This window comes from Streptomyces mayteni, from assembly GCF_054783955.1.
Window position 1 is genome coordinate 19,898 of the sequence record NZ_BAAGPR010000031.1, and the last position, 24,914, is coordinate 44,811.

Below are 24,914 nucleotides of genomic sequence, written 5' to 3' on the forward strand. Positions count from 1 at the left end.
CCGGGCCAGGACAGGCCGCCGGGCCAGGACAGGCCGCCGGGGCCCGCCGCCGTTCGGCGACGGGCCCCGGCAGTCGGTCGGGTCGCTACAGCGACCGGACGCGGATGTCGCGGAAGGAGATCACGTCCGAGGTGCCATGGGTCTGCAACCCGATGTACCCGGTGTCGTGCTGCCGCCCGTCCGTGCCCGGGTCGTCGGCGCGCGGCGGGGAGAACAGCTGCCCCGGCGCGTTCTCGAACTCGTTGATCAGGAACCCGTTCCGGTAGATCCAGTAGTGCTGGTCGATCACCCGGATCTCGTAGTCGTTCCAGACCCCGCCAGGCACCGGCATGCCCTCGCCCCGGTTCACCAGGTCGTAGCCGTAGACGGAACCGGTCTTGTACTGGTCGCCGTTCCGGCCGTCGAAGATCTGGATCTCGTGGCCGTACTTGATGGCCACCCACTCGGGACGCGACTCGTCCGGGTGGTTGTGCACCCGGGGGAACCGGACGAAGACCCCGCTGTTCGCGGAACCGCCGGCGTCGTCACGGAACTTGAGGCGCAGCGAGAAGTCGCCGTACTGCGCCTCGGGGAACCACAGCATGCCCATCCCCGGCACGGAGGTGCTGCTGGTGATGGAGCCGTCGTCGTCGAGGTCGAAGGCCCCGCCGCCGACGTGCGCCCACCGGTCGAGGGACTGCTCGGTGCCCGTGAGGATCCGCTCGTAGCCCTCCCGGTTGCCGGGCTCGCCGACGTCCGAGCGGTCGGCGGCCTCCCGGATCTCGGCCTGGCCGCGCTCGTCGATCAGCCCGGCGACGTACAGCCGGTCCGTCACCGTGCGGACGTGGGTGAGGAACGAGCCCTTCGACGACCAGCCGCGCTCGTCCTCGATGACCTCGTTGATGGTGCAGCCGTCCGGCGCGGTCCTGTTGGGTACGCCGGTCACCTCCTCGCCGACCACGACCAGCGGCCGGTCGTCGGACTCCGGGCACTCCACCGGGGGTTCGCCCGGCTCACCGGGCTCGCCCGGGTCCTCAGGCGTGACGACGGTGAAGGCGACGGTGCCGGGCTCCGAGGAGTTCCCGGCGTTGTCGGTCGCCCGGTAGGCGACGGTGTGGTCGCCCACGCTGTGCACCATCACCGGCCCGGTGTAGCGCGTGAACGCGGCGCCGTTCACCGAGTACTCGACGCCGGCCACGCCCGAGTCGTCGTCCGTGGCGGTGAGGGTGACCGTGGCCATGGCGAGGAAGTCGCCCTCGGCGTTCCGCTCCCCGTCCACGGTGGCCGTCACCTCGGGCGGGGTGGTGTCGTCGCCCGACGGCTCGACCACCCGGACGGTGACCGTCTCGTCGTCGGAGACGTTGCCGGCCTTGTCGGTCGCCCGGTAGGTCACGGTGTGCTCGCCGACCGTGTTGAGCACGACCGGCGCCTCGTACGGGGTGAAGTCGTCGCCGTCGACCGCGTAGTCGATCCGGTCGACGCCGGAGCCGGCGTCCGTGGCGGACAGGCTGACGGTGGCGCTGCCGACGTAGTCGCCGTCGGCGTTCCGGTCGCCGTCCACCTCGGCCGTGACCTCGGGCGGCGTGGTGTCCTCACCGCTGCCGCCGTCGGTGACGACGAGGGTGCCCTGCATCTGGCCGTGCCCGGGGATGGAGCAGAAGTACCGGTAGGTTCCGGGGGTGAGGTTGACGTCGACCTCGTACCGGCCCTCGTTGGCGTCGTTGGGGTTGGCCAGGATGTTCACGGACACGTCGTTGTTGTACGCGGGGTTGGAGCTGTCGAACGTCAGCGTGTGCGGCATGCCGGTGGTGTTGCCGGTGGCCACGCTGTTCTCGAAGACGAGCGTCGCCTCGCCGGCGACCGCGGTGGTGGGCGCGGACAGGTAGCGGGTGATGTCGTTGTCCGCGGTCCAGGTCAGCACCTGCTCGGCGGCCGGGGCGGGTTCGCCGCCGCGCGGCTGGTCGGCCCGGGCGCCGGACAGCGGCCCGAGCGCGAGCGCCGCCAGGCACAGGGCCAACAGCACCGCGAGCCGGCGGCGCGTGGCCGCCGCCTGGGCGGTGGCGCGGGCGCGGGATCTGCCGTGCGTCGTCACTCGTTGCTCCTTTCTGCCTCGGGGGCGGGTCAGGGGCGGATCAGGTCGCCGGGCAGCGGGGTGGGCGGGCCACCGGTGTAGGTGACGCGCCACAGCGCGGACTGCGCGTCGGCGTTGAAGAAACCGCGCCCGTAGTCCAGGACGTAGAGCGAGCCGTCGGGGGCGAACTTCCAGTCCATCAGGTTGCGGATGCCGCCCTGGCCGACCGGGATGATGTCGTCCAGGCTCTCGGCGTGCACCGGGACGCCGCCGCCCGCCACGTTCCCCGGGTCCATCACCACGGCGTGCCGCGGCTGGGTGCCGTCGTAGAAGTCGCCGACGAACCACTTGCCGTCCCAGTACGCGGGCCAGGCGACGTCGCTCTCCCGCTCCTCGTCGAAGCGGTAGACCGGGCCGTTCATGGTGGCCTGCCCGCCGCCGGTCAGCCACGGCAGCAGGAACCGCTGGTCCTGGGCGCGGTAGGTGGGGATGCCGGCCGCGTCGCGCGGGTAGTCGGGGGCACCGCCCTGCGGCGAGTACCAGATGTTGTTGGGGGAGACCGGCGGCAGCTCGACGAGCCCGTCGTTGTGCGGGGACTCGTTCCTCGGGTTGGCGCAGTCGTACCAGTCGAGCGGCTGGGTCGGATCGGGCAGGTTACGGTCCCGGTAGGGCTGGTTGTTGCCCATGCAGTAGGGCCAACCCCGGTTGCTCGCCCGGGTGATGACGGCGAACGTGTCGTACTTGGCCGGGCCCCAGGTGGTGCTCGGATTGGCGGCGTCGGGTCCGACCCAGCCCGCGTACAGCCAGTCGGTCCGGGGATCGATCGAGATGCGCGCCGGGTTGCGCACGCCCATCACGTAGATCTCGGCTCTGGTTCTGCCGCCGCCCTCCTCCTCGCCGGTGAAGAGGTTGCCGGCCGGGATGGTGTACGTCCCGTCGTCCTCCGGGTGGATCCGGAGGATCTTGCCGTTCAGGTTGTTGGTGTTGCCCGCGGTGCGGCGGGCGTCGGCGAAGGACACGCCCTCGAAGGTGGGCTGCGGGTTGTTGCCGGAGTAACCGTCGCTGAAGCCCGAGGAGTTGTTGTCGCCGGTGGCGATGTACAGGTTGCCGTCCGAGTCGAAGTCCATGCCGCCGCCGGCGTGGCAGCAGCTGTGGATCTGCACCGGCCAGGACAGCAGCGTCCGTTCGGAGGCCAGGTCGATGGTGCCCGACGCCGGGTCGAAGGTGAAGCGGGAGACCCGCCGCTCGGCGATCCTGGCCTCGCGGTCGATCTCCGAGTGCGGCGTCCAGTGCAGGTAGATCCAGTTGTTGTCGAGGAAATCCGGATCGAGCGCGATCCCCAGCAGCCCCTCCTCGTTCTTCACCAGCTCCTCGCCGCCGCCCTTGTTGCCGAAGACCTCCAGGCTCGCGGCGAGCGACACCTCCTCGGTGTCCGGGTCGTAGACGTGGACGGTGCCCGGGCCGAGACCGACGTCCGGGTTGTTCCAGTCGGTCACCACCGGGGCGTTCGACCAGCGCCCGCCGCGGCCGATGTAGAAGACCCGGCCGTCGTCGGCGATGTCGAGGCCGTGCGGCTCGCCGATCTGGTCGAGCTCCTGCGGCGCGTTGGGGTCGGTGATCCGCTCCGCCTCGTAGTTGTCGGTGATGGTGGCCGCGCAGTCGGCGCGGGACAGCCGACTGGTCCACAGCAGCGCGCCGCGCAGGTGCTTGCGGAAGTTCTCCTCGACGAAGCTCCGTTCGGTGCCGCCCATGGCGGTGTAGAACGAGCGGCCGCCGTCGTAGTCGCGGCACCAGGAGATCGGGTGGTCCCAGCCCTCGGCGCCGCTGCCCGGCGTGTAGCTGCGCTCGCGCACCCGGGCCACCGTGTGCACCTCGCCGCTGGGGTTGTCCGTCCAGTTGAACCAGACGTCGCGGCGGGCCCACTCGACCGGCAGGCCCCGGGACGCCGGATGCGACCGGTCACCGACCTCCACGACGGCCGTCTGCACCTGTGGGGGGCTGCCAGGGTCGGGACGGGCGCCGAGCAGGCCGGTGAACCAGGCCGACTCCGGCTGGGCGGTGGCCGCGTCGTGCACGCCGACGAACCCGCCGCCCATCCGCACGTAGTTCTGCAGGGCGGACTCCTGCCGGTCGGTCAACTCCGTGCTGCCGGGGGAGAGGAAGACGATCGCGTTGTAGTCGGTCAGCCTGGTCGGGTCGAAGACGGCCGGGTCGTCGGTCGTCTCGACCTCGAAGTGCTCCTGGCTCGGCCCCTCGGCGCTCAGCGCCTCGACCGCCTCGACGCCGGCCTGGGTGCGTTCGGCCGGGGCGTCGGCTCCGTGGAAGACCAACACCCGCGCCTCGGCGCCGCCCGGCATTCGGTCGGCCGCCTCCGAGCCGGCGGCGGCCGGGGCTCCGCCGAGCAGCGCGGTGGTGAGGGTGACGGCCAGTGCTAACAGCAGTGGTCTGCGGCTCATGGAGTGTCAGATCCCTCTCGGGTTGACAACAGAGACGCCTGAGAAAGCTAGACGGCTTTTGACACTCCGCCAATACTTCCGGACGAAATCGCCAAGACTTCGTCCAGACAATGGCCAAACTCCGCACATCCGCATACGATCTCCGGCGGTCAGAGTCGTTCTTGAGTGAGCGAGGAAGGCACCGTATGCGCCGATCAGTCTTTTCCCGGCGATCCTTCACCCGAAGTGCGGCCGCGGCCACCTTGGCGCCCGCCGGCCTCACGGCCCTCGGAGCGGCGCAGGCGCAGGCCATGACCGGCGCGCGCCCCGCCCAGGTACGACGCTTCACGATGTACGCCGAGGAACTCCCGGGCGGCCGGATCGGCTACGGCCTGGAGCCGGGCGAGGCACGGATCCCCGGCCCGCTGCTGGAGATGTACGAGGGCGACACGCTGCAGATCGACCTCGTGAACACCCTCGACGTCCCCGTCAGCCTGCACGTCCACGGCGTCGACTACGCCAACGACAGCGACGGCACCACCCTGACCGGAAGCACCGTGCCACCCGGCGAGAGCCGGCTCTACACCTGGAACACCCACGCGCCGAGCGTCCGCTCCGACGGCACCTTCATACCCGGCAGCGCCGGCTACTGGCACTACCACGACCACGTGGTCGGCACCCCGCACGGCACCGTGGGCCTGCAGAAGGGCCTCTACGGCCCGCTGATCGTCCGCCGGCAGGGCGACGTCCTGCCGGACAAGCAGTTCACGATCGTCTTCAACGACATGACGATCAACAACGTCGGCCCCCACCAGGGCCCCAACTTCGTCGCGAAGATCGGCGAACGCTGCGAGATCATCATGATCACGCACGGCGAGTTCTACCACACCTTCCACATGCACGGGCACCGCTGGGCCGACAACCGCACCGGGCTGCTGGCCGACCAGAACGACCCGAGCCGGATCGTCGACACCAAGATCACCGGCCCCGCCGAGTCGTTCGGCTTCCAGGTGATCGCCGGCGAACACGTGGGCCCGGGCCACTGGATGTACCACTGCCACGTGCAGAGCCACTCCGACATGGGCATGGTCGGCATCTTCACCGTCACCAGCCGCGACGGAAGTTACCCGGGCGACCCGCCGGACCTCCACCACTGACCCGCCGGGCTTTACCCGGAGCACCGGCAAAAGTCGGGTGAGTTCGTGTGAAAGGGCTTCCTCGTTCGCGACCGAGGCTCTACCTTCCCCATTGCGGACAGCAAAAGCTGCATCGTGACTCCCTCCTCCCGCACCAGGTCCCGCGACGCCCCGGCGCACGTGCCCGGCGCGCGGGCCTGATGAACCCCACGTCCAGGAACGGAGACCGCCCGCATGAAACGCCGTACCAGACAGTTGACCTGCCTCGGCATCGGGGCCCTGCTCAGCGTCACCGCACTGTCGACGTTCCCCGCCGCGACCGCCCAGGTCGCGCAGAGCGACCAGAGCGACCAGGTCGCTTCGGCCGACCCCGCCTACCAGGTGCTGGTGTTCTCCAGGACGGCGGGCTTCCGGCACGACTCGATCGAGGAGGGGATCGCCGCGATCACCCGACTCGGCGCGGCGAACGACTTCACGGTGACCGCGACCGAGGACGCCGCCGCCTTCACCGCCGAGAACCTCGCCCAGTACGAGGCCGTGGTCTTCCTCTCCACCACGGGCGACGTGCTGAACACCGCCCAGGAGACGGCCTTCGAGGGCTACATCAACGCCGGCGGCGGATACGTGGGCGTGCACGCGGCCGCCGACACCGAGTACGACTGGGCCTGGTACAACGGCCTGGCGGGCGCGCTGTTCCAGTCGCACCCGCAGATCCAGCCGGCCACCGTCCGGGTCGAGGACCGCGCCCACGACGCCACCGCCCACCTCGGCGACACCTGGCAGCGGACCGACGAGTGGTACAACTACCGCACCAACCCGCGCTCCACCGCGCACGTGCTGGCCTCCCTCGACGAGTCCAGCTACACCGGCGGCACCATGGAGGGCGACCACCCGATCGCCTGGTGCAAGGAGTACTCGGGCGGCCGGGCCTTCTACACCGGCGGCGGCCACACCGCCGAGTCCTACGCCGAGGAGGAGTTCGTCCGGCACCTGCTGGGCGGGATCCGCTGGGCTGCCGGCCGGACCCAGGCCGACTGCCGTCCGGAGACCGGCTACGCGGCCCTCTTCGACGGTTCTGACACCGAGGGCTGGGCGCAGGCCGGGCCCGGCTCGTTCAGCCTGGCCGACGGCACGCTCACCTCGCAGGGCGGCATGGGCCTGTTCTGGTACGAGGCGGCCGAGTTCCAGTCCTACTCGCTGAAGCTGGACTGGCGGCTGGAGGGCGACGACAACTCCGGCGTCTTCGTCGGCTTCCCCGCCTCTGACGACCCGTGGTCCGCGGTGAACAACGGGTACGAGATCCAGATCGACGCGACGGACGCGCCCGACCGCACCACCGGAGCCGTCTACGGCTTCCAGTCCGCCGACATCGCCGCCCGCGACGCCGCCCTCAACCCGCCGGGCGAGTGGAACACCTACGAGATCCGCGTCGAGGGCGAGCGCCTCCGCATCTTCCTCAACGGCGTCCTCGTCAACGACTTCACCAACACCGACCCCGCGCGCAGCCTCACGGACGGCCACATCGGGCTCCAGAACCACGGGGCCGCCGACACCGCGTCCTTCCGCAACGTCCGGATCCAGGAGCTGGACGACGCCCCGGTGACGGGACCGATCGTGGGGCACGGCGGGAAGTGCCTCGACGTGTTCGGCGCCAACCCCGCCGACGGCACCCGGATCCAGCTGTGGCGGTGCAACCGCACGGCCGCGCAGGACTGGACGGTGGCCGAGGACGGCACGATCCGGGCGCTGGAGCGTTGCATGACCGCCACCGGCACCAGGAACGGCTCGCCCGTCAGGCTCCACACCTGCGACGGCGGCGCCGACCAGCAGTGGCTGCCGGGGGCCGACGGCACGCTCCGCAACCCCGCGTCCGACCGCTGCGTCGACGCCGCGGGCCGCTCCGCGCACAACGGAACCCGGATCCAACTGGCGACCTGCACCAGCGGCACCAACCAGATCTGGCGACTCCCCACCGCCGGTTAGGGCCGACGCCGACCCGCCACACCCGGAACGACGGACGTCCCCGTCCGGCCTCGGCCGGACGGGGACGCGGAACGAGGAGGGCGGGCCCTCGGTCAGGGCACGGTCACGCCATAGGCGTTGGCCGCCTCGACCACCGGCTGGAAGAACGTCACGCCACCCGAGGTGCAGTTGCCGCTGCCCCCGGAGGTCAGGCCGAGACCGGTGGAACCGGACCAGAGCGGACCGCCACTGTCGCCGGGCTCGGCGCAGATGTTGGTCTGGATCATGTCGTACACGACCTCGCCGTTGCCGTAGTCGACCGTCCACCCAAGACCGGTGACGGACCCGCACCGCACGCCCGTGGTGGAGCCGCTGCGGCAGGCCGACTGGCCGACGACCGGGTTGGCGAACCCGGTGATGGTGCCGCCGCCCGCCACGGTGCCGGGCACCGAGGACGGCTGCGGGTCGTAGGCCACGATGCCGAAGTCGTTGACGGGGAACGACGAGCCCGCGGTGTAGCCGATCCAGGCGGAGCCGTTGTGCCACAGCGGGTACGGGGGAGTCGGGCCCCCGTACGGGTCGGCGGTACAGTGACCGGCCGTCAGGAAGTAGTAGCTGCTTCCCGAGCGGACGTTGAAGCCGAGCGAGCAGCGCCAGCCGACGTCCGCGTAGATCGCGTCGCCGCCCTGCAGGTACGTCTCGAAGGTGCCCTCGGTGCGCTGGACGTCCAGGGCGCCGGCCATGTCCCCTGCGGAGTCCCGGAGTTCGGCCAGGTCGGCCGCGGTGACGGTCTCGTCGGCCAGGACCGTGACGGTGTCCGTCGCCTGGTCGACCGCCCAGGCGAGGCCGCCGATGCCCGCGGCCTCGACGGCCTCGCTGGCGGCGGACAACTCGGAGGCGCTGAAGGCGCCGTCGGCGGCCTGCGCGGTGGCCGGCAGGAACAACGCCGACGCGGCGACCAGGCCGGTGGCGACCGCCAGGGCCCGTAAGCCGCGGGCCAGACGCCGGCGCGAGGTGGTGCGCTTCGATCTCACGTGCATTCCTCCAGTGGGATGCGTCGATCCGATGGATGAGACGGCTGTGAGGTGCGTGAAGCATGAGGAACCGGCACGTGATGGGCGAAGATCGCACAATTCCCCAACAAGTGCCGCACTGAATACTCTCATTTCATAACCCGGTGGCAAGGCGGACTTTCGGCCAGCGGCACGCCTCGCGCCCCCGTGCACCGGTGCGTCCGGGCGGTGCCGCGGGCCATGCTGGACGTGGACCGACTCGTGCTCGCCGCCGGCCCGTTGAGGGCCCGCCCCGATGATCGGAGACCCGATGTCCGACCAGCAGGACAGCCAGCACCCCGCCGAGGTGGCGGACGACATCCCGGCCAGCCACCGCTTCTGGGACGCCCTCGCCGGCGGAACGGACCACCGGCCGGCGGACCTGCGGGCCGCCGCGGAGGTCGAGCGGCTCTTCCCCGACCTTGTCGCCGGCGCCCGCGCCACCCGCCCGTTCCAGGCCCGGATCGTCAGACACCTGGTCGAGGCCGGCGTCCGTCAGTTCGTCGACCTCGGGACCGGCCTGCCGAGCGCCGGGAACACCCACCGCCTCGCCCAGGACCTGGCCCCCGACGCCCGCGTCGTCTCCGTGGACGTCGACGCCCGGCTGATCCGGCACCTCGGCGCGCTGATGCCCAGCACCCCTCAGGGCGCGGCCGAGTACGTCGCCGCCGACATCCGGGAGGTCGACGCCGTCCTCGACCGGGTCGCCGACACCCTGGACCTGGCGCGGCCGGTCGCCGTGCTCGCCATGAGCATGTTGGGCCACCTGCCGCCCGGCACGGCCCCTGGCGTGGTCCAGCGCTACACCGCGGCGCTGGCCCCCGGCAGTCACCTCGCGGTGTGCGACAGCTGGGCCGGCGCCCCCGGCGTGCGGGAGGCGTCCGACGCCTACAACGCCACCGGCGCCATGCCCTACCACCTGTTCGCCAGCCTCGCGGAACTGGCGGACACGGCCGCCGGCCTGACGATCCTGGACCCCGGCGTCGTCCCGGTCGACCAGTGGCGCCCCGACACCCCGACCTCAGGACCCGGCGTCGGCCAGTACGGGCTCCTCGCCGTCAAGGGCTGAGCCCGCTCACTCCCCGCCGTGCAGGGACTCGGCCGCCGCGGCGGCCACCGTCTCCGCCACCAGGGCGAGCGCGGGCACGTCCAGCTTCCACTGCTGCCAGTACAGCGGCACCTCCACCCGCCGCCCGGGCACCAGGTCCACCAGGGTCCCCGACCGCAGCAGCGGTTCCGCCTGCGGCTCGGGGACCAGCCCCCAGCCAAGCCCCGCGGCCACCGCGTCGCAGAACCCCTCAGAGGTGGGCACGTGGTGCCGCAACCGGCTGGCGCCCGACCGCCCGGCCGTGAGGGAGCGGACGAACCGGTCCTGCAACTGGTCACGCCGGTCGAAGACGATCACCGGCGCCGCCGGCAGGCAGCGCTCCACAGGGCCGCCCGACAGGTGGTGCGCCGCGAACCGCGCGCTCGCGACCGGCAGATACCGCGCCAGGCCGAGCGGACGCACCAGACAGCCCGCCACCGGCTCGGCCGCCGACGTCACCGCCGCCATCACCTGCCCCTCGCGCAGCAGCGCCGCCGTGTGCGCCTCGTCCTCGCGGCGCAGGTCGAAGCTGATCGGCGGGGACTGCGGCACCCTGGTCAGGGCCGGCAGGAACCAGGTGGCCAGGGAGTCCGCGTTCACCGCGATCGGCACCCGGGTCCCCTCCGTCCAGGGCGCGATCCCCAACTCCCCCCACGCGTCCCGCTCCAGGGCGGCCAGCTGGCGCGCGAACCGCACCACCACCTGCCCGGACTCGGTCGGCCGCACCGGCTTCGTGCGCATCAGCAGCACCCGCCCGGTGCGCTGCTCCAGGGCCTTGACCCGCTGGCTGACCGCGGAGGGCGTCACGTGCAGGGCAGCGGCGGCGGCGTCGAAGGTGCCCTCGTCGACGACGGCCAGCAGCGTACGCACCTGGTCGCAGGGCAGATCGGTCATCACGAGAGCTCATGCTACGTAAGAAAGATTAGCTGTACTGATGGGGCCGCGGTGCATAGCGTCGGACGACGTGAACAGCGGCATCCTCCCGGCGGCCCTCGCCGGATACGGCACGGGCCTGTCCCTCATCGTCGCCATCGGCGCCCAGAACGCGTTCGTGCTGCGCCAGGGGGTGCGCGGGGAGGCCGTCCTCCCGGTGGTCGCCATCTGCGCCGTGTCCGACGCGATCCTCATCGCCCTCGGCGTGGCGGGACTCGGCACACTGGTCACCACCTGGCCGGCCGCGCTGACCGTGGTCGGCCTGGCCGGCGGCGGCTTCCTGATCTGCTACGGCCTGCTGGCCGCGCGCCGCGCGCTGCGCCCGGCCGCCGGGCAGGCGCTGACGGCGCGGGTCGCCGCGGCGGGCTCCGCCCGCGCCGCCGTGTTCACCTGCCTGGCCATGACCTGGCTCAATCCGCACGTCTACCTCGACACCGTGCTGCTGCTCGGCTCGGTCGCCGCCGACCAGGGCTCGCTGCGCTGGGTCTTCGGCCTCGGCGCGATCCTGGCGAGCCTGACGTGGTTCACCGGGCTCGGCTACGGCGCCCGACTGCTGGGCGGCGTGCTGGCCCGCCCCGCCGCCTGGCGGGTGCTCGACACGCTGGTCGCGGCCACCATGCTCGCGATGGGCGCCATGCTGCTGGCCAGAACGATCTGAGCCGGCCGGGGCCCGCCGTCACGCCGTCACGCCGTCACGCGGTGACGATGTCGGCCCGGAGCGGGGTGAGTTTCGCGGCGATCACGCCGATGGCGTCCGCGTCGACACCGGCCTCGGTGAGGGCGGCCGCGAGGTGGCCCACCACCCGGTCGAACGCCGCGTCGGTCACGCCGAGCCGGCCATGCGCCCGCGCCATGGACCGCCCGCCGTAGGGGTGGGCGGCGCCGAGGGCCTGGCCGACGAAGCGGCGCTGATGGTTCTTGAGACGGTCGACGTCGACTCCGGCGAAGAAGCCGGCGAGGCTCTCGTCGGCGAGCACCCGCTCGTAGAAGATGTCGACGACCGTGGCCACGGCGGCCTCCCCGCCGAGTTGGTCGAACAACGTGTCGCCGGCCGACTGCCGCTCCGCTGCTGAGGATGAGGTCATACCGTCCACGGTGCCCATGGGCGTTTGCGGCCCGATGAGCCCGCGGTTTCCGTTATGCCGCGTTCCCCCCGCGGCCGTCCGACCTGCCGGGTGAACTCTCCGACACCACGACGTAACGTACTGTGACGGGCGGGGTGGGAGGGGCCGCCGGCGCCTCGTGCGCCCCGCGGCCCACCGCCTCACTGGCTGGTGATCACGGTCACGGTGGTCACCGTGGTCGCCGCGGTGATCGCGGCGGCGGTGCGCGCCACCGCCGTGCTCACGGCCACGGCTCCCCAACTGCCCTGCTCGAACTCCTTCCCCCGCTGGTGGACCTTGGTCGACCACTTCGGCGCGGGGTGGAGCGACGGCAGGGCGCCGCCGGCCGAGAGCAGCGCGATCACCGCGGCGGTGCGCGTGTCCGGGGTCTCCCCGTCCTCCAGCGCCGCGCACACCCGCCGGCGCAGCGCCGCCTCGTGCCGCGTGTCGTCGGCGGGCAGCCTGGTCGAGGGGAAGATGCCCAGCACCCGCCTGGACTCCCGCCGGATGAGCCCGCGTTCGACCAGCCGGTCGATCACCGGCTTCCGGAGACCGCCACCGATCTCCAGCAGGGCCGTCTGGACGCCGCGGGGGCGCTCCGCGACCTTCTCGTAGGCGGACCGCAGCAGGGGGTCCGCGAGGTCGCCCGTGCCGACCGTGACCACCCTGGGCCCGCTCAGCTTGGACCCGCTCTCTTCGACGTCGATCTCGCCGCGGAGCGCGAGCTCGACGAGCACGGCGCCGCCCAGGGTGTAGTGCAGGGTGCCGGCGGCGGCCGGGACCCCCGTCTCGTCGTCGAGCAACAGCAGCATGACCTCCTCGACGAGCAGCGGTTCTTCCTGCATGCCGGCCCCCTCTCCCGTGATGTTTCGACTCCAGTCTTCTCGCGGCCCCGCCACCCGGCCAGTGACAAGCGTCACGAGTTCGCGCGAGCAACGCCATTCGCCGGCCCCGCGCAGGATGTGCCCGGGCGGCGTCGAGCCGGCCGAGTGGGCACCACTCATCGGATGTATCGGCAGCGCAGGGTTTCGGTGGCAGCGGTGAGTGGCGGTCCGCAGGGGGCTTGACGCTGAATACATCGGATCTCTACCGTCTGTGGTGCCGAACCCTGGGTCCGGCCCGGGGCGCTCCGCCCCCGCAACCCGCGCCAAGCGAACGAGGGTTGCCCGCGCCACCGTCGCACCACCCGAGCCACGCGCAGCCCGGCACCGAGCACCGGTCATCCCCACACCACAGGAGCCGCCGTTGTCTCCCCACGCCAACCGCCGACACTTCCTGGCCGTCTCCGCCGCGGGCACCGCCGGCGCCGCCGCGATAGCCGCGGCCGGCGGCTCGGCCGCCGCCTCCCCGCACGCCACCGGACCCGCCACGGCCGACGCCGACGCGCCCCGCCCCGACCACCCGCTGCGCCTCTGGTACACCGCCCCGGCCACCGACTGGCTCCAGGCGCTGCCCCTCGGCAACGGCCGGCTCGGCGCCATGGTCTTCGGCGGCGTCGAGACCGAACGGCTCCAACTGAACGAGGACACCGTCTGGGCCGGCGGACCCTACGACCCGGCCGCCCCCGACGGCCTGGCCAACCTGCCGGAGATCAGACGCCGGGTCTTCGCCGGCGACTGGACGGGCGCCCAGCAGCTGATCGGCGACACCTTCATGGGCACCCCGCTCGGCCAACTGCCCTACCAGCCCGTCGGGAACCTCCGGCTGACCTTCCCCACCGGCGGCCCGGCCGGTGACTACGCCCGCGAACTCGACCTCACCACCGCCATCGCACGCACCCGCTACACCCGCGACGGCGCCACCCACACCAGGGAGGTCTTCGCCAGCGGCGCCGACCAGGCCATCGTGGTCCGGCTGACCGCCGAGGGCGGCCCGATCTCGTTCTCCGCCGCCTTCGACAGCCCGCAGACCAGCACCGTCCACTCGCCCGACCCGCTCACCATCGGCCTCGACGGCTCGGGCGAGACCGTCGAGGGCCACACCGGCGAGGTGCGGTTCCGCGCCCTGGTCACGGTGCGCGCCACCGGCGGCACCGTGACCAGCCGGCACGGCACCCTGACGGTCGCCGACGCCGAGGCCGTCACGCTGCTGGTCACCGTCGGCACCAACCACACCAGCTACCAGGACCTGACGGGCGACCCGGAGCGCCGGGCACGCGAGCCGCTGCTCGCCGCCGCCGACCGCCCCTACCGCGAGCTGCGCGCCCGTCATGTCGCCGACTACCGGCGCTACTTCGACCGGACCACCCTCGAGGTGGGGGAGACGCCGGCGGCCCGGCTGCCGACCGACCAGCGGGTGACCGGCTTCGCGGCCGGCGCCGACCCCCAACTCGTCGCGCTCTTCTTCCAGTTCGGCCGCTACCTGCTGATCTCCAGCTCCCGCCCCGGCACCCAGCCCGCCAACCTCCAGGGGCTGTGGAACGACCAACTCAGGCCGCCGTGGGACTCGAAGTACACCATCAACATCAACACCGAGATGAACTACTGGCCCGCCGGACCCGCCAACCTCATCGAGACGATGGAACCGGTCCTCGCCCTGCTCGAGGACCTGGCCGTCACCGGCCAGCAGACCGCCCGCCTCCAGTACGGCGCCGGCGGCTGGGTGTGCCACCACAACACCGACGCCTGGCGCGGCACCGCACCGGTCGACGGCCCGTTCTGGGGAATGTGGCAGACGGGCGGCGCCTGGATGGCCCTGCACGTCTGGGAGCACTACCGCTTCACCGGCGACCTCGCCGCGCTCCGCCGCCGTTACCCCGTACTGCGCGGCGCGGCGCGGTTCTTCGTGGACTCCCTCGTCGAGGACCCGAACACCGGCCACCTGGTCACCTGTCCGTCCAACTCACCGGAGAACGCCCACCATCCCGACGCCTCGGTCTGCGCCGGTCCCACCATGGACATGCAGATCCTGCGCGACCTGTTCGGGGCGGTCGCCGAGGCCGCCACGCTCCTCGGGACCGACGCCGACCTCCGCGACCTGGTGCTCGGGCTGCGCGACCGGCTGGCCCCGACCAGGATCGGCGCCCAGGGCCAGATCCAGGAGTGGCAGGAGGACTGGGACGCCATCGCGCCGGAACAGCACCACCGGCACGTCTCGCACCTCTACGGGCTGCACCCGGGAAACCAGATCACCGTCCACGGCACGCCCGAGCTGGCCAGGGCCGCCCGGGTCACGCTGGAACAGCGCGGCGACGACGGCACCGGCTGGTCCCTGGCCTGGAAGATCAACTTCTGGGCCCGGCTGGCCGACGGCGCCCGCTCCTACAAGCTGCTGCGCGACCAACTCACCCCCGAGCGCACCGCCCCCAACCTCTTCTGCCTCCACCCGCCCTTCCAGATCGACGGCAACTTCGGCGCCACCGCCGGCATCACGGAGTGGCTGGTGCAGTCCCACACCGACGAGGTCCACCTGCTGCCCGCCCTGCCCCCCGAACTGCCCGAAGGGCGCGCCACCGGCCTGGTCGCCCGCGGCGGCCACACCATCGACCTCGACTGGCGGGACGGCGAACTCCGCCGCGCCACCCTCCGCGCCCGGCACCACCGCCCGGTGACCATCCGCACCGAAACCCCGGTCGACGTGACCGCCGGCGGCGAACCCCTCCGCGTCCGGCGCCCGGAGCCCACCCTGATCACCTTCACCCCCACCCCGGGCACCGCCTACCGACTCACCCCCCGATAGCCGCCCGCCACCGCCGCCACCCGGGCGGGGCCACCAGGGCACTCGACGCGTCGGCGCGAGGGGAAGCGGCCGGGCGGCTCAGATGAGCATGGCGGACTGGGCCCAGCGGCGCGTGGCGTACGGCAGCCAGCAGACCCGGTCGCCAAGACCCCAGATGAGCCGCTCGGCCTCGAACGCCGCCAGCACGGGCGCCGGCACCGCGCCGGCCGGGGCGCCCGGCACCAGCGTCTCGACCGCCGCCCGGTAACCGTCGTCGGTGAGGGTGAACCGCCGCAGGTCGCCCCACCGCCGGTCGCGCAACTGGAAGAACCCGGGGCCGCGCCGCCACTGGCACTTGCCCAGATAGTGCCCCGCACGCCACCGGGACAGCGCGGCCTCGGCGTCCGGCACGCCCTCCAGCACGGCCGGCGGCTGGAGGTGCCCCAACGGCCGCCAGTCCTCGGCGCCGGCCGGCAGCCGGAGCCGCCACTGCGTGTAGATCGCCTGGGCGGTCAGGTCGCGGACCAGACACAGCAGCCAGACCGTCCCCGGCACGTCGGCCGGCGCCGCCAGGTCGACCCGGCCGGGCAACTCCACCCGGCGGGCGCCCAGGTCCCACAACACGTCGACGGCCTCGTCCGGCCGGCCGGTGAGTTCGTGTTCGCCCAGGTACATCCCGGGCGCGTCCAGCGACCCGGCGTCGTAGTCGCGCCAGGCCCGGACGGTCAGCGGAGTGCTCACGATCGTCGCTCCTCGCGGGTCAGGCCGGCAGCGGAGCCGGCTTCCGGTCGGTGGGGGCGGTGGGCGCGGTGACGACGTTGCGCATGAAGCCGAGCCGCAGCACCTCGTCGTTGACGGGCGCGGGCGCCACGTGTACGTACTGCCCGGCGTCCGCGTACAGCAGGCCGAGCGCACACCACGCGGCCAACAGCTCGGGCACCGCCGCCTCGACGTCCGCGTCGGGGAACAGCTCGCCGAGCCGGCGCGTCAACGCCTTCGGTGAACGCGGCTGTTCGAGCAACCGAAACGCCGCCAGCTCCAGCGGGTCGTCGACGACCAGCGTCGTCCAGGCGAACGCCCGGCGCCGGTTCAACAGCACGATCCGGTCGCCCAGGTCGTGCCGCACCAGCCGGCTCGTCGCGTACGCGTCCATCCAGGCTGTCCGGTTCGTCGGGGTGTCCCCGCGGTGCCGGGTTCGCGGTGGCGAAACCGGCCCGTGGCGGCCGCGCAGCCGGCCGCGGGCGAGCGTTGACCCGAAATCGTCGCTGGACCCTCGCGTCTTCAGGCCGCGCCGCACAGGTCTTGACGTGGGCCGGATGGGGGAGGCAGAGTTCCGGCTAATCCGCATTAGCCCGGCCCTGGTCGCTCGAAATCGCCAGCTAATGCGTATTAGTCGAGAGGTGGAGAAGTGACCGAAAGGGAACCCCGCGCGGCGCGGCGCGGCCGGCCCAGGCAGGCCGAGGTGGCGCGGCTCGCGGGCGTCTCGCAGACGACCGTTTCGCTGGTCCTGGGCGGCAACAAGCAGGGCATCGTCATCCAGGAGGCCACCCGCGACCGGGTGCTCGAGGCGGCCAGGACGCTCGGCTACGTGCCGGACCCGGCGGCCCGCCGGCTGGCGGCGGCCAGGAACAACCTGCTCGGCGTGTTCAGCTTCACCGCCACGTTCCCCACCGAGGTCGAGCACTCCTACTACCGCTTCCTGGTCGGCATCGAGCAGGAGGCCGCCGCCCGCGGCTACGACCTGGTGCTGTTCACCGGTTCGAGCAGCGGCGGCGCGGGGGCCGGGGCCCCCGGGGCGCTCGACCGGGTCCGGCTGGCGGACGGCTGCCTGCTGCTCGGCCGGCACGTGCCGGCCGAGCCACTGCGGCGGCTGGTGGCCGACGGCTTCCCGCTGGTGCACCTCGGCCGCCGGGACGATCCCGAGGGCCTGGCCTGGGCGGGCGCCGACTACGCCGCAGCCAGTGCCGAGGTCGTCGAGCACCTCGCCGGGCTCGGGCACCGCCGGGTGCTGCTGGTCCGCGAGGACGACGACGCCCAGGCCTCCGCCGACCGGCAGCGCGGCTTCCTCGACGGACTGGCCGCCGCCGGGCTGCCCGCGCCCGAGGGCACCGTCGTCCGCACCGCGAGACCGGCCGCCGAGATCGACGCGGCATGGCTGCGGGCCCGGCACGCGGAGGGCGTCACCGCGTTCGTCGCCGAGGAGACCGACACCGGCGACGCCTGGCGGGCCCTGACCGCCGCCGTGGCCGGCGCCGGCCTCCGGGCGCCGCACGACGTGTCGCTCGCCCTGCTCGGATCCCCGCCCGCCGACCTGGCGGGGGAGCCGGAGCCCACCGGGTTCGACATCCCCAGGGCGGAGATGGGGGCCACCGCCGTCCGCCTGCTCACCGACCTGCTCGCCGGCGGCCAACGCCCGCCCCAGGCTCTGGTGACCTGCGCCTTCCGCCCCGGCACCACCGTGGCACCGCCCCCGCGCCCGCCCTCGCCATGACCGCCGCCCCGCACGACCCGGGCGCCGAGAGCGCCCCGAGCACCCACCGAGGAGAGCCCCCCATGCCGGAACCGACCAGCCCACCCACCGAGACCGACGTCCTGATCGTGGGCGGCGGCCTGGGCGGGGTCGCCGCGGCGCTCGCCGTCTGCCGGGCCGGGCGGCGCGCCGTCCTGACCGAGGAGACCGACTGGATCGGCGGCCAGCTGACGGCGCAGGCCGTGCCGCCCGACGAGCACCCCTGGGTCGAGCAGTTCGGCACCACCGCGACCTACCGGGCGCTGCGCGGCCACATCAGGGACCACTACCGCCGCTGGTACCCGCTGCGCTCCGAGGCCCTGGCGGTCGCCGAGCTCAACCCGGGCGCCGGGCGCGTCAGCAAGCTGTGCCACGAGCCGCGGGTGGCGCTCGCCGTGCTGGAGGCCATGCTCACCCCGCACCGCTCGGCCGGGCGGCTCACCGTGCTCACCGAGCACCGGCCGGTCGCCGCCGAGACCGACGGCGACGCGGTGCGCGCCGTGACGCTGCTCGACACCCGGCACGGCGCCCGCCACACCGTGACCGCGCCCTACGTCCTCGACGCCACCGAGACCGGGGAACTCCTGGAACTGGCGGGCGTGGAACACGCGCTCGGCGCCGAGGCGCGCGCCGAGTTCGACGAACCGCACGCCCCCGACGAGGCCCAGCCGCTCAACCAGCAGGGCATCACCGTCTGCTTCGCCGTCTCCCACCACGAGGGCGAGAACCACGTCGGCGACCGCCCCGCCGACTACGCGTTCTGGCGCTCCTACCGCCCGGACTTCTGGCCGGGGCCGCTCCTCGGCTTCACCGCCCCCGACCCGCGCACGCTGGAGCCGGTGGCGCGCTCGTTCCGCCCCAACCCTGAGGGCGACCCGCTGGCCGTCGCCGCCGACCAGAGCGAGGACGCGGGCGACAAGGAACTGTGGGGCTTCCGCCGCATCCTGGCCCGCGGACTGCACAGAGCCGGCGCGTTCGACTCGGACATCACGCTGGTCAACTGGCCGCTGAACGACTACTGGTTGAAGCCGCTGGTCGGCGCGGGCGACGCCGTCGCCAGGGAGGCGCTGGCCGGCGCCCGCGAACTGTCCCGCTCGGTGCTGTACTGGCTCCAGACCGAGGCGCCGCGCCCCGACGGCGGCACCGGCTTCCCCGGGCTACGGATCCGCCCCGACGTGACGGGCACCCCCGACGGCCTGGCCAAGTCGGCCTACGTGCGGGAGGCCAGGCGCATCAAGGCGGTCACCACGGTCACCGAACACGACGTGGCCATCGACCTGGTCGGCCCGCACGGCGGCACCAGGCACCGCGACTCGGTGGGCATCGGCGGCTACCGCATCGACCTGCACCCCTCGACGGGCGGCGACGACTACGTCGACATCGGCTCCGTGCCCTTCGAGATCCCCCTCGGCGCGCTGCTGCCGCGCCGGGTCACCAACCTGCTGCCCGCGGGCAAGAACATCGGCACCACCCACATCACCAACGGCTGCTACCGCCTCCACCCCGTGGAGTGGAACATCGGCGAGGCCGCCGGCGCGCTGGCCGCCCACTGCCTCGACACCAAGGTCACGCCGCACCAGGTGCGAGAGGAGGAACAGCGGTTCGCCGACTTCGCCCGGGTGCTCGACCGCGCCGGCGTCGAACGCCACTGGCCAGACGTCCGCGGCTACTGACCGCACCGGGCCCCGGCGGCCCGCCCCAGTGGCCGGTGAACCCGGGCGGGACAGCTCCACCTGTCCCGCCCGGCACCGCCCACTTCCGACATGGCACACAAGGAGGTGTCCCTCGAACATGACCGCTCAACGGACCACTCACCGCCTGCGCGTCGGCATCGACGTGGGCGGAACCTTCACGGACGCGGTGGCCGTCGACGCCACCTCGCTGGAGCTGATCGGCCAGGTGAAGGTACCGACCAGCCACCACCATCGCGACGGCGTCGCGCATGGCATCGTGGAGGCGCTCGACCGGCTGCTCACCGAGATCGGCCGCGCACCCGAGGACGTGACGTTCCTGGCGCACGGCACCACTCAGGCTACCAACGCCCTGCTGGAGGGCGACGTCGCCCCCGTCGGGCTCATCGGCATGGGGACCGGCCCCGCCGGGTTCCTGACCCGCCGCCTCGCCGCGCTCGGCAGGCTGGAGTTGGCGCCCGGCCGCACGCTCCCGCTGCGCTACGCGCACCTCGCCGACCCGGCCGATCCGGCCGCCGTCCGGGACGCGGTGGCGCGGGTCCGCGAGGCCGGCGCCGAAGTCGTCGTCGCCACCGAGCCGTTCAGCGTGGACGCGCCGGAGGGCGAGGACGCGGTGGCCGCCGAGGCGCGGTCCGCCGGCCTGCCGGTGACCACGGCGCACGAGATCACCTCCCTCTACGGCCTCGGCAAGCGCACCCGCACGGCCGTCGTCAACGCCGCGATCCTGCCCCGGATGCTGGCCACCGCCGACCTGGTGGACGCCTCCGTCGTGAAGGCGGGCGTGCGGGCGCCGCTGATGGTGATGCGCTGCGACGGCGGCGTGATGTCGCTCGACGAGATGCGCCGCCGCCCCCTGCTCACCATCCTCTCAGGACCCGCCGCCGGGGTGGCGGGCGCGCTGATGCGGGAACGGGTCAGCGAGGGCGTCTTCCTGGAGACCGGCGGCACCTCGACCGACATCAGCGTCATCCACCGCGGCAGGGTCGCCGTGCGGCACGCCGAGATCCTCGGCCGGGCCTCCTACCTGCCGGCGCTCGACGTGCGGACGGTCGGCGTCGGCGGCGGCTCGATGGTGCGGATCGGCGGCGGGGCGGTCGTCGCGACCGGGCCGCGCAGCGCCCACATAGCCGGCCTGCCCTACGCCTGCTTCGCCGCCCCGGACGACCTGGCCGGTGCCACCCTCACCCTGGTCAGGCCCATGACGGGCGACCCCGACGACTACGCGGTGATCGACGCCGCCGGCGGGCGGTTCGCGCTCACCATGACCTGCGCGGCCAACGCGCTCGGCCGGGTCCCCGAGGGCGACTTCGCCCGGTCGGACCCCGCCGCCGCGACCGCCGCCCTCGCCCCCCTGGCCCAGGCGCTCGGCACGGACGTGGCCGGCGCCGCGAAGGCCGTGCTGGACGCGGGCGCCACCCGGGTCAGGGAGGTCGTGGACCGGATGATCCGCGACTACCGGCTCGACGAGGAGGCCGTCGTGCTGGTCGGCGGCGGAGGCGGTGCCGCCTCCGTCACCCCACACCTGGCCGAACTCACCGGACTGCCGGGGAGGATAGCCGCCCACAACGAGGTGATCAGCCCGGTGGGCGTGGCCCTGGCACTGGTCCGCGAACAGATCGAGCGGATCGTTCCCGGCGCCACCCAGGAGCAGATACTCGGCGTGCGCAACGAGGCCGAGGAGGCCGTCGTCGCCCAGGGCGCGAGCCCTGAGGCGGTCGAGGTGGAGGTCACCGTCGACCCGCAGACCAACACCATCCGGGCCATCGCCACCGGCGCCACCGAGCTGCGCACCCAGGACCGCGCCCACCGCGCGGACGACGCCGAACGCCTCCGCGCCGCCGCGGCCAGCCTCAAGGTGGCGCCCGACCAGGTGGAGGTGCTGGCCGGCACCCCCTCCCACACCGTCTACGGCACGGTGCGCAGGCGACGACTGCGGCGGGCGCTGCACCCGGTCCGGGTCCTCGACGCCGACGGCGTGGTGCGGCTGCACGCGGCCGACGCCCGGGTGGCCACCACCACCGTCGCCGAGGCCCCGGGCGTGCTGGCCGACCTGGTGCGCGAGGCCACCTCCTACGGCGACGGCGGCGTGCGCGCCCCGGCCGTCCGCCTGCTGCTCGGCACCCGGATCGCCGACCTGTCGGGAGTGCTGGACGCCGAACCGCTGCTGGCCCTGGCCCGCGGCGAACTGCGCTCCCGCACCGGGGACGAGCCGGTCGTCGCCGTCCTGGAGGTCAGGTCGTGACCGCCCCCACCGCCCGCAACGCCCCCACCGCCTCCACCGTCCGCCCGGACGCCCCGCAGGGACCGTCGCTCGCCGCCCTCCTCGGCCCCGCCCGCCTGGCGCGGCTGCGCGCTGACTGCGCCGCGCTGGCCGAACGGGACGAGCGGGACGACACCGCGTTCGCCGTCGACCTGCTGGCCGGGACGCCGACCCACGAGGGCCGCGACGAGGCGACGCTGCGCCGCTGGGCGGCCGCGGCCTCCCGGTTCGGCGCCGCCCTGGCCGCCGAGCCGCCCGTCGCCGAGCCGCCCGCCGCCGGGGAGCCCCGGGTCGTGGAGCGCCCCGGCGGCCTCGCCGAGGACCCGCCGCTCCTCGCCCGCTACCGCTCCAGGCCCGAGCCCTCCGTCGAACTCTTCACGGACACCGCGGAGTTGGCCGAGGAGCTGATCGATCTGCTCGGCTGGCGCGCCCGGTACCCCGAGGGGTCCGTCCGCGCCGCCGCGCTCGCCCACGAGGCCGGCCACCACCGCCTCCACGACCCCGCCGTGAAACGCCGGCTGCGGACGGCCCTCGACCACCCGGTGCTGCGCCTGGGCCGGTGGCGGCTGCTCGGCCACGTGGCGGGTGCCGACGAGATCGCCGCGCACGCCTACGCCGGGGCCGCGCTGGGCCTCGGCGGCGGCCCGCTGCTGGTGACCGCCGCGCTGGCCCGCGCGGTCGCCGCCCTGCGAGAGGACTGAGAACCCATGGGAATCGTCATCCTGCTGATCATGCTGGCCGGCGTCGTGCTGATGCTGACCCGCAAGCTGCCCACGGCGTTCGCCCTGGTCCTGCTCGGTGTCGCCGTCGCCCTGGTGGTGGGGGCGCCGCTCACCGGCGAGGCCAGCGTCTTCGACACCGTCCTCCAGGAGGGCGCGGCCAAGCTGGCGGCCACCATGATCGCCATCCTGCTCGGCTCCTGGCTCGGCAAGCTGCTGGACGAGACCGGCATCGCGGGCACCCTGGTCCGCAAGATCGTGGAGTTCGGCGGGGACCGGCCCACCGTGGTCGCGCTCGGCGTTCTCGCGATCTCCGCCCTCGTCGGCACCGTCACCGGCTCCGCCCCCGCCGCGATGCTCGCCGGCATCATCGGGATCCCCGCGATGATCGCGGTCGGCGTGCCCAAGGTGACCGCCGCCGGGACCATCCTCATGGGGATCGCCGCCGGCATGCCCTTCGAGCTGCCGATCTGGCAGTTCTTCTCCACCGCGCTCGACCTGCCGGTCGACACGGTGCGGAGCTTCATGATGCGGCTGTTCCCCTTCGCCGCCGTCTTCGCCGTCCTCTTCGTGCTGGTGGAGACCCGGCGCCGGGGCGTGGAACACACCTGGTCGCTCCGCACCCTCGACGACCGCCGGGACCGCCGCCCCTCACGGCGCGAACGCCTCGGCGACGCGCCGTGGTACGCGCTGTTCACCCCGGCGGTGCCCCTGGTGCTCGCCCTCGGCTTCGAGGTCGCGATCATCCCCTCGCTGCTGGCGGGCGTGCTCTTCGCGCTGGTCACCACCACCCGCCCGCGCGACATGAACACCCGCCTGCTGCGCACCCTGTACGCCGGCTTCGAGGTGGCGGCCGCGCCCATCGCGCTCTTCGTGGCGATCGGCGTGCTGCTCGCGGCGGTGCAACTGCCCGACGCCGTCGCGGCCCTCGAACCGCTGGTCGAGGCCGTCAGCCCACGGAACCCCGTGCTGTTCGTGCTGATCTTCACCGCGCTGGTGCCGCTCTGCCTCTACCGGGGCCCGCTGAACGTCTACGGCCTCGGCGCCGGCATCGCCGGCGTGCTGATCGCGGCGGGCATCTACCCGGCCGTGGCGGTGCTCGGCCTGACCGCCTCCTACAACCAGGTGTTCGGCGTCGCCGACCCCACCAGCACCCAGACGGTGTGGAGCGCCCAGTACTCGGGCGTCAGCCCCCAACAGGTGATGGTCAGGACGCTGCCCTACGTGTGGTGCGTCGCCCTCGGCGGCCTCGCCCTCACCGCCGCACTGCACCTCTGAACGCACCCACCCCGACCCGTACCAACGACGTGACGGAGTCCCCATGACCATGAAACGCCGCACCCTGCTGTCCGCCGCCGCGGCCTCCGGCGGCCTGCTCGCCGTCGGCGCGCCCGCCACCCCGGCCGCCGCGGCGCCCGGCGGCTTCCCGGACTACACCCACCTCGGCACGCTGCTGACCCCGGGGCAGCTCTCCTACAACCCCACCGGCGAGATCATCTTCCCCTGCGTCCGCGGCGTCTACGACCGCCTGTCCGCCCCGCTGGGCCGCTACTACCTCTACTACGCGCCGCACGACGCGCCGGGCGGCATCTGCCTGGCCTACGCGAACTCCCTCGCCGGCCCCTACACCGAGTACCCGGGCAACCCGATCGTCTCGAACCGCTGGGCCCCGCACTACTCGGTCAGCCACGTCTCCTCGCCCCACGTCATGTGGCACGAGGGCGAACGCGAGCTGTGGCTCTACTTCCACGGCGAGAACACCACGACCCGGCTGGCCCGTTCGTCCAACGGCGTCGACTTCGTCTACGACCGCACCGTGCTGACCACCTCGATGCTGCCCTCGGGCACCACCGAGGCCTCCTACGCCCGCGTCTTCCCCCACGCGCTGCCGAACCGGGGCGCGCGCTACGTGATGCTCTTCATGGTCAACACCACGGCCAACCACCGCTCCATCGGCTGGGGCTGGTCCGCCGACGGGCGGAGCTGGAGCTTCGCCGACCAGCCGCTGATCAGGTACTCGGACGTCGGCGTCAACGACATCAGCGGCCCGCACCTGCTGACCAGGAACGGCTCGGCGTACGTCGTCTACCACACCGACAAGGCGCACGGCGGAACCATCAGGATCACCGAGGTCGGCGCCGACTTCTCCCGCCGCGACCATCTGGGCGTCTTCCACCGCCCGTTGGCCGGCGCCCCGGACAACGGCCGGTCCGCCGCCCCGGCGTTCGGCACGGACCGCGGCGTCCCGTACATGGTCTACGAGGCCGGCGAACGCCTCGCCGGCAGCATCGCCATCGCCCGCGGCTGAGCCCCCCCGGCA

Annotated in this window: 19 protein-coding genes; 11 read left to right on the forward strand and 8 right to left on the reverse strand. The window is 73.3% G+C overall.

The window, feature by feature from the left end:
• Window positions 1-85: 85 nt before the first annotated feature.
• A complete protein-coding gene (locus ACYVPE_RS16330) occupies window positions 86-1,984 on the reverse strand; it encodes an OmpL47-type beta-barrel domain-containing protein (protein WP_461034357.1) in 1,899 nt (632 codons plus the stop codon).
• Window positions 1,985-2,100: 116 nt separating this feature from the next.
• Window positions 2,101-4,506, reverse strand: coding sequence for a ThuA domain-containing protein (locus ACYVPE_RS16335; protein ID WP_461034319.1), 2,406 nt, complete (start codon window positions 4,504-4,506; stop codon window positions 2,101-2,103).
• A gap of 185 nt (window positions 4,507-4,691) precedes the next feature.
• Here ACYVPE_RS16335 and ACYVPE_RS16340 point away from each other — a divergent pair, with 185 nt between their 5' ends.
• Both ACYVPE_RS16340 and ACYVPE_RS16345 read left to right on the forward strand, forming a co-directional pair.
• Complete coding sequence (locus ACYVPE_RS16340) at window positions 4,692-5,642, forward strand: multicopper oxidase domain-containing protein (RefSeq protein WP_461034320.1); 951 nt, start codon at window positions 4,692-4,694, stop codon at window positions 5,640-5,642.
• A gap of 213 nt (window positions 5,643-5,855) precedes the next feature.
• Window positions 5,856-7,604, forward strand: a complete 1,749-nt coding sequence (locus ACYVPE_RS16345) for a ThuA domain-containing protein (protein WP_461034321.1) — start codon at window positions 5,856-5,858, stop codon at window positions 7,602-7,604.
• A gap of 92 nt (window positions 7,605-7,696) precedes the next feature.
• Here ACYVPE_RS16345 and ACYVPE_RS16350 read toward each other — a convergent pair whose 3' ends face one another.
• Complete coding sequence (locus tag ACYVPE_RS16350) at window positions 7,697-8,617, reverse strand: S1 family peptidase (RefSeq protein WP_461034322.1); 921 nt, start codon at window positions 8,615-8,617, stop codon at window positions 7,697-7,699.
• A 289-nt stretch (window positions 8,618-8,906) separates the two neighbouring features.
• Here ACYVPE_RS16350 and ACYVPE_RS16355 point away from each other — a divergent pair, with 289 nt between their 5' ends.
• A complete protein-coding gene (locus ACYVPE_RS16355) occupies window positions 8,907-9,704 on the forward strand; it encodes an SAM-dependent methyltransferase (protein WP_461034323.1) in 798 nt (265 codons plus the stop codon).
• Window positions 9,705-9,710: 6 nt separating this feature from the next.
• Here ACYVPE_RS16355 and ACYVPE_RS16360 read toward each other — a convergent pair whose 3' ends face one another.
• Entirely contained in the window at window positions 9,711-10,616 is a 906-nt protein-coding gene (locus tag ACYVPE_RS16360; protein WP_461034324.1) for a LysR family transcriptional regulator ArgP, read from the reverse strand.
• A gap of 70 nt (window positions 10,617-10,686) precedes the next feature.
• Here ACYVPE_RS16360 and ACYVPE_RS16365 point away from each other — a divergent pair, with 70 nt between their 5' ends.
• Window positions 10,687-11,313 (forward strand): LysE/ArgO family amino acid transporter, encoded by a 627-nt coding sequence (locus tag ACYVPE_RS16365; RefSeq protein WP_461034325.1) that lies wholly within the window; start codon window positions 10,687-10,689, stop codon window positions 11,311-11,313.
• Between the two features lie 34 nt (window positions 11,314-11,347).
• On the opposite strand, the gene ACYVPE_RS16370 is transcribed toward ACYVPE_RS16365, so the two are convergent.
• Together ACYVPE_RS16370 and ACYVPE_RS16375 are read right to left on the reverse strand one after the other, a co-directional pair.
• Complete coding sequence (locus tag ACYVPE_RS16370) at window positions 11,348-11,740, reverse strand: group I truncated hemoglobin (protein WP_461034326.1); 393 nt, start codon at window positions 11,738-11,740, stop codon at window positions 11,348-11,350.
• A gap of 179 nt (window positions 11,741-11,919) precedes the next feature.
• Window positions 11,920-12,603, reverse strand: coding sequence for a GOLPH3/VPS74 family protein (locus ACYVPE_RS16375; RefSeq protein WP_461034327.1), 684 nt, complete (start codon window positions 12,601-12,603; stop codon window positions 11,920-11,922).
• 400 nt (window positions 12,604-13,003) lie between these two features.
• Here ACYVPE_RS16375 and ACYVPE_RS16380 point away from each other — a divergent pair, with 400 nt between their 5' ends.
• Complete coding sequence (locus tag ACYVPE_RS16380) at window positions 13,004-15,436, forward strand: glycoside hydrolase family 95 protein (protein WP_461034328.1); 2,433 nt, start codon at window positions 13,004-13,006, stop codon at window positions 15,434-15,436.
• Between the two features lie 78 nt (window positions 15,437-15,514).
• On the opposite strand, the gene ACYVPE_RS16385 is transcribed toward ACYVPE_RS16380, so the two are convergent.
• Both ACYVPE_RS16385 and ACYVPE_RS16390 read right to left on the reverse strand, forming a co-directional pair.
• Window positions 15,515-16,156 carry a DUF5825 family protein gene (locus tag ACYVPE_RS16385; protein ID WP_461034329.1) on the reverse strand — a complete coding sequence of 214 codons (642 nt, stop codon included), beginning with the start codon at window positions 16,154-16,156 and terminating at the stop codon, window positions 15,515-15,517.
• A gap of 19 nt (window positions 16,157-16,175) precedes the next feature.
• Window positions 16,176-16,568, reverse strand: coding sequence for a hypothetical protein (locus tag ACYVPE_RS16390; protein ID WP_461034330.1), 393 nt, complete (start codon window positions 16,566-16,568; stop codon window positions 16,176-16,178).
• 255 nt (window positions 16,569-16,823) lie between these two features.
• On the opposite strand from ACYVPE_RS16390, the gene ACYVPE_RS16395 reads away from it, so the two are divergent.
• The 6 genes from ACYVPE_RS16395 to ACYVPE_RS16420 all read left to right on the forward strand — a co-directional run bounded on the left by ACYVPE_RS16395 (window position 16,824) and on the right by ACYVPE_RS16420 (window position 24,902).
• Complete coding sequence (locus ACYVPE_RS16395; RefSeq protein WP_461034331.1) at window positions 16,824-17,906, forward strand: LacI family DNA-binding transcriptional regulator; 1,083 nt, start codon at window positions 16,824-16,826, stop codon at window positions 17,904-17,906.
• 62 nt (window positions 17,907-17,968) lie between these two features.
• Window positions 17,969-19,597: an FAD-dependent oxidoreductase gene (locus ACYVPE_RS16400; protein ID WP_461034332.1), complete on the forward strand. Its 1,629-nt coding sequence runs from the start codon at window positions 17,969-17,971 to the stop codon at window positions 19,595-19,597.
• Window positions 19,598-19,715: 118 nt separating this feature from the next.
• A complete protein-coding gene (locus ACYVPE_RS16405) occupies window positions 19,716-21,857 on the forward strand; it encodes a hydantoinase/oxoprolinase family protein (protein ID WP_461034333.1) in 2,142 nt (713 codons plus the stop codon).
• A 95-nt stretch (window positions 21,858-21,952) separates the two neighbouring features.
• On the forward strand, window positions 21,953-22,576 hold the full coding sequence (locus tag ACYVPE_RS16410; protein WP_461034358.1) for a hypothetical protein: 624 nt from the start codon (window positions 21,953-21,955) through the stop codon (window positions 22,574-22,576).
• A gap of 6 nt (window positions 22,577-22,582) precedes the next feature.
• Window positions 22,583-23,872, forward strand: a complete 1,290-nt coding sequence (locus ACYVPE_RS16415) for a transporter (RefSeq protein WP_461034334.1) — start codon at window positions 22,583-22,585, stop codon at window positions 23,870-23,872.
• Window positions 23,873-23,915: 43 nt separating this feature from the next.
• Window positions 23,916-24,902, forward strand: coding sequence for a hypothetical protein (locus tag ACYVPE_RS16420; protein WP_461034335.1), 987 nt, complete (start codon window positions 23,916-23,918; stop codon window positions 24,900-24,902).
• The last annotated feature ends 12 nt before the right edge of the window (window positions 24,903-24,914 follow it).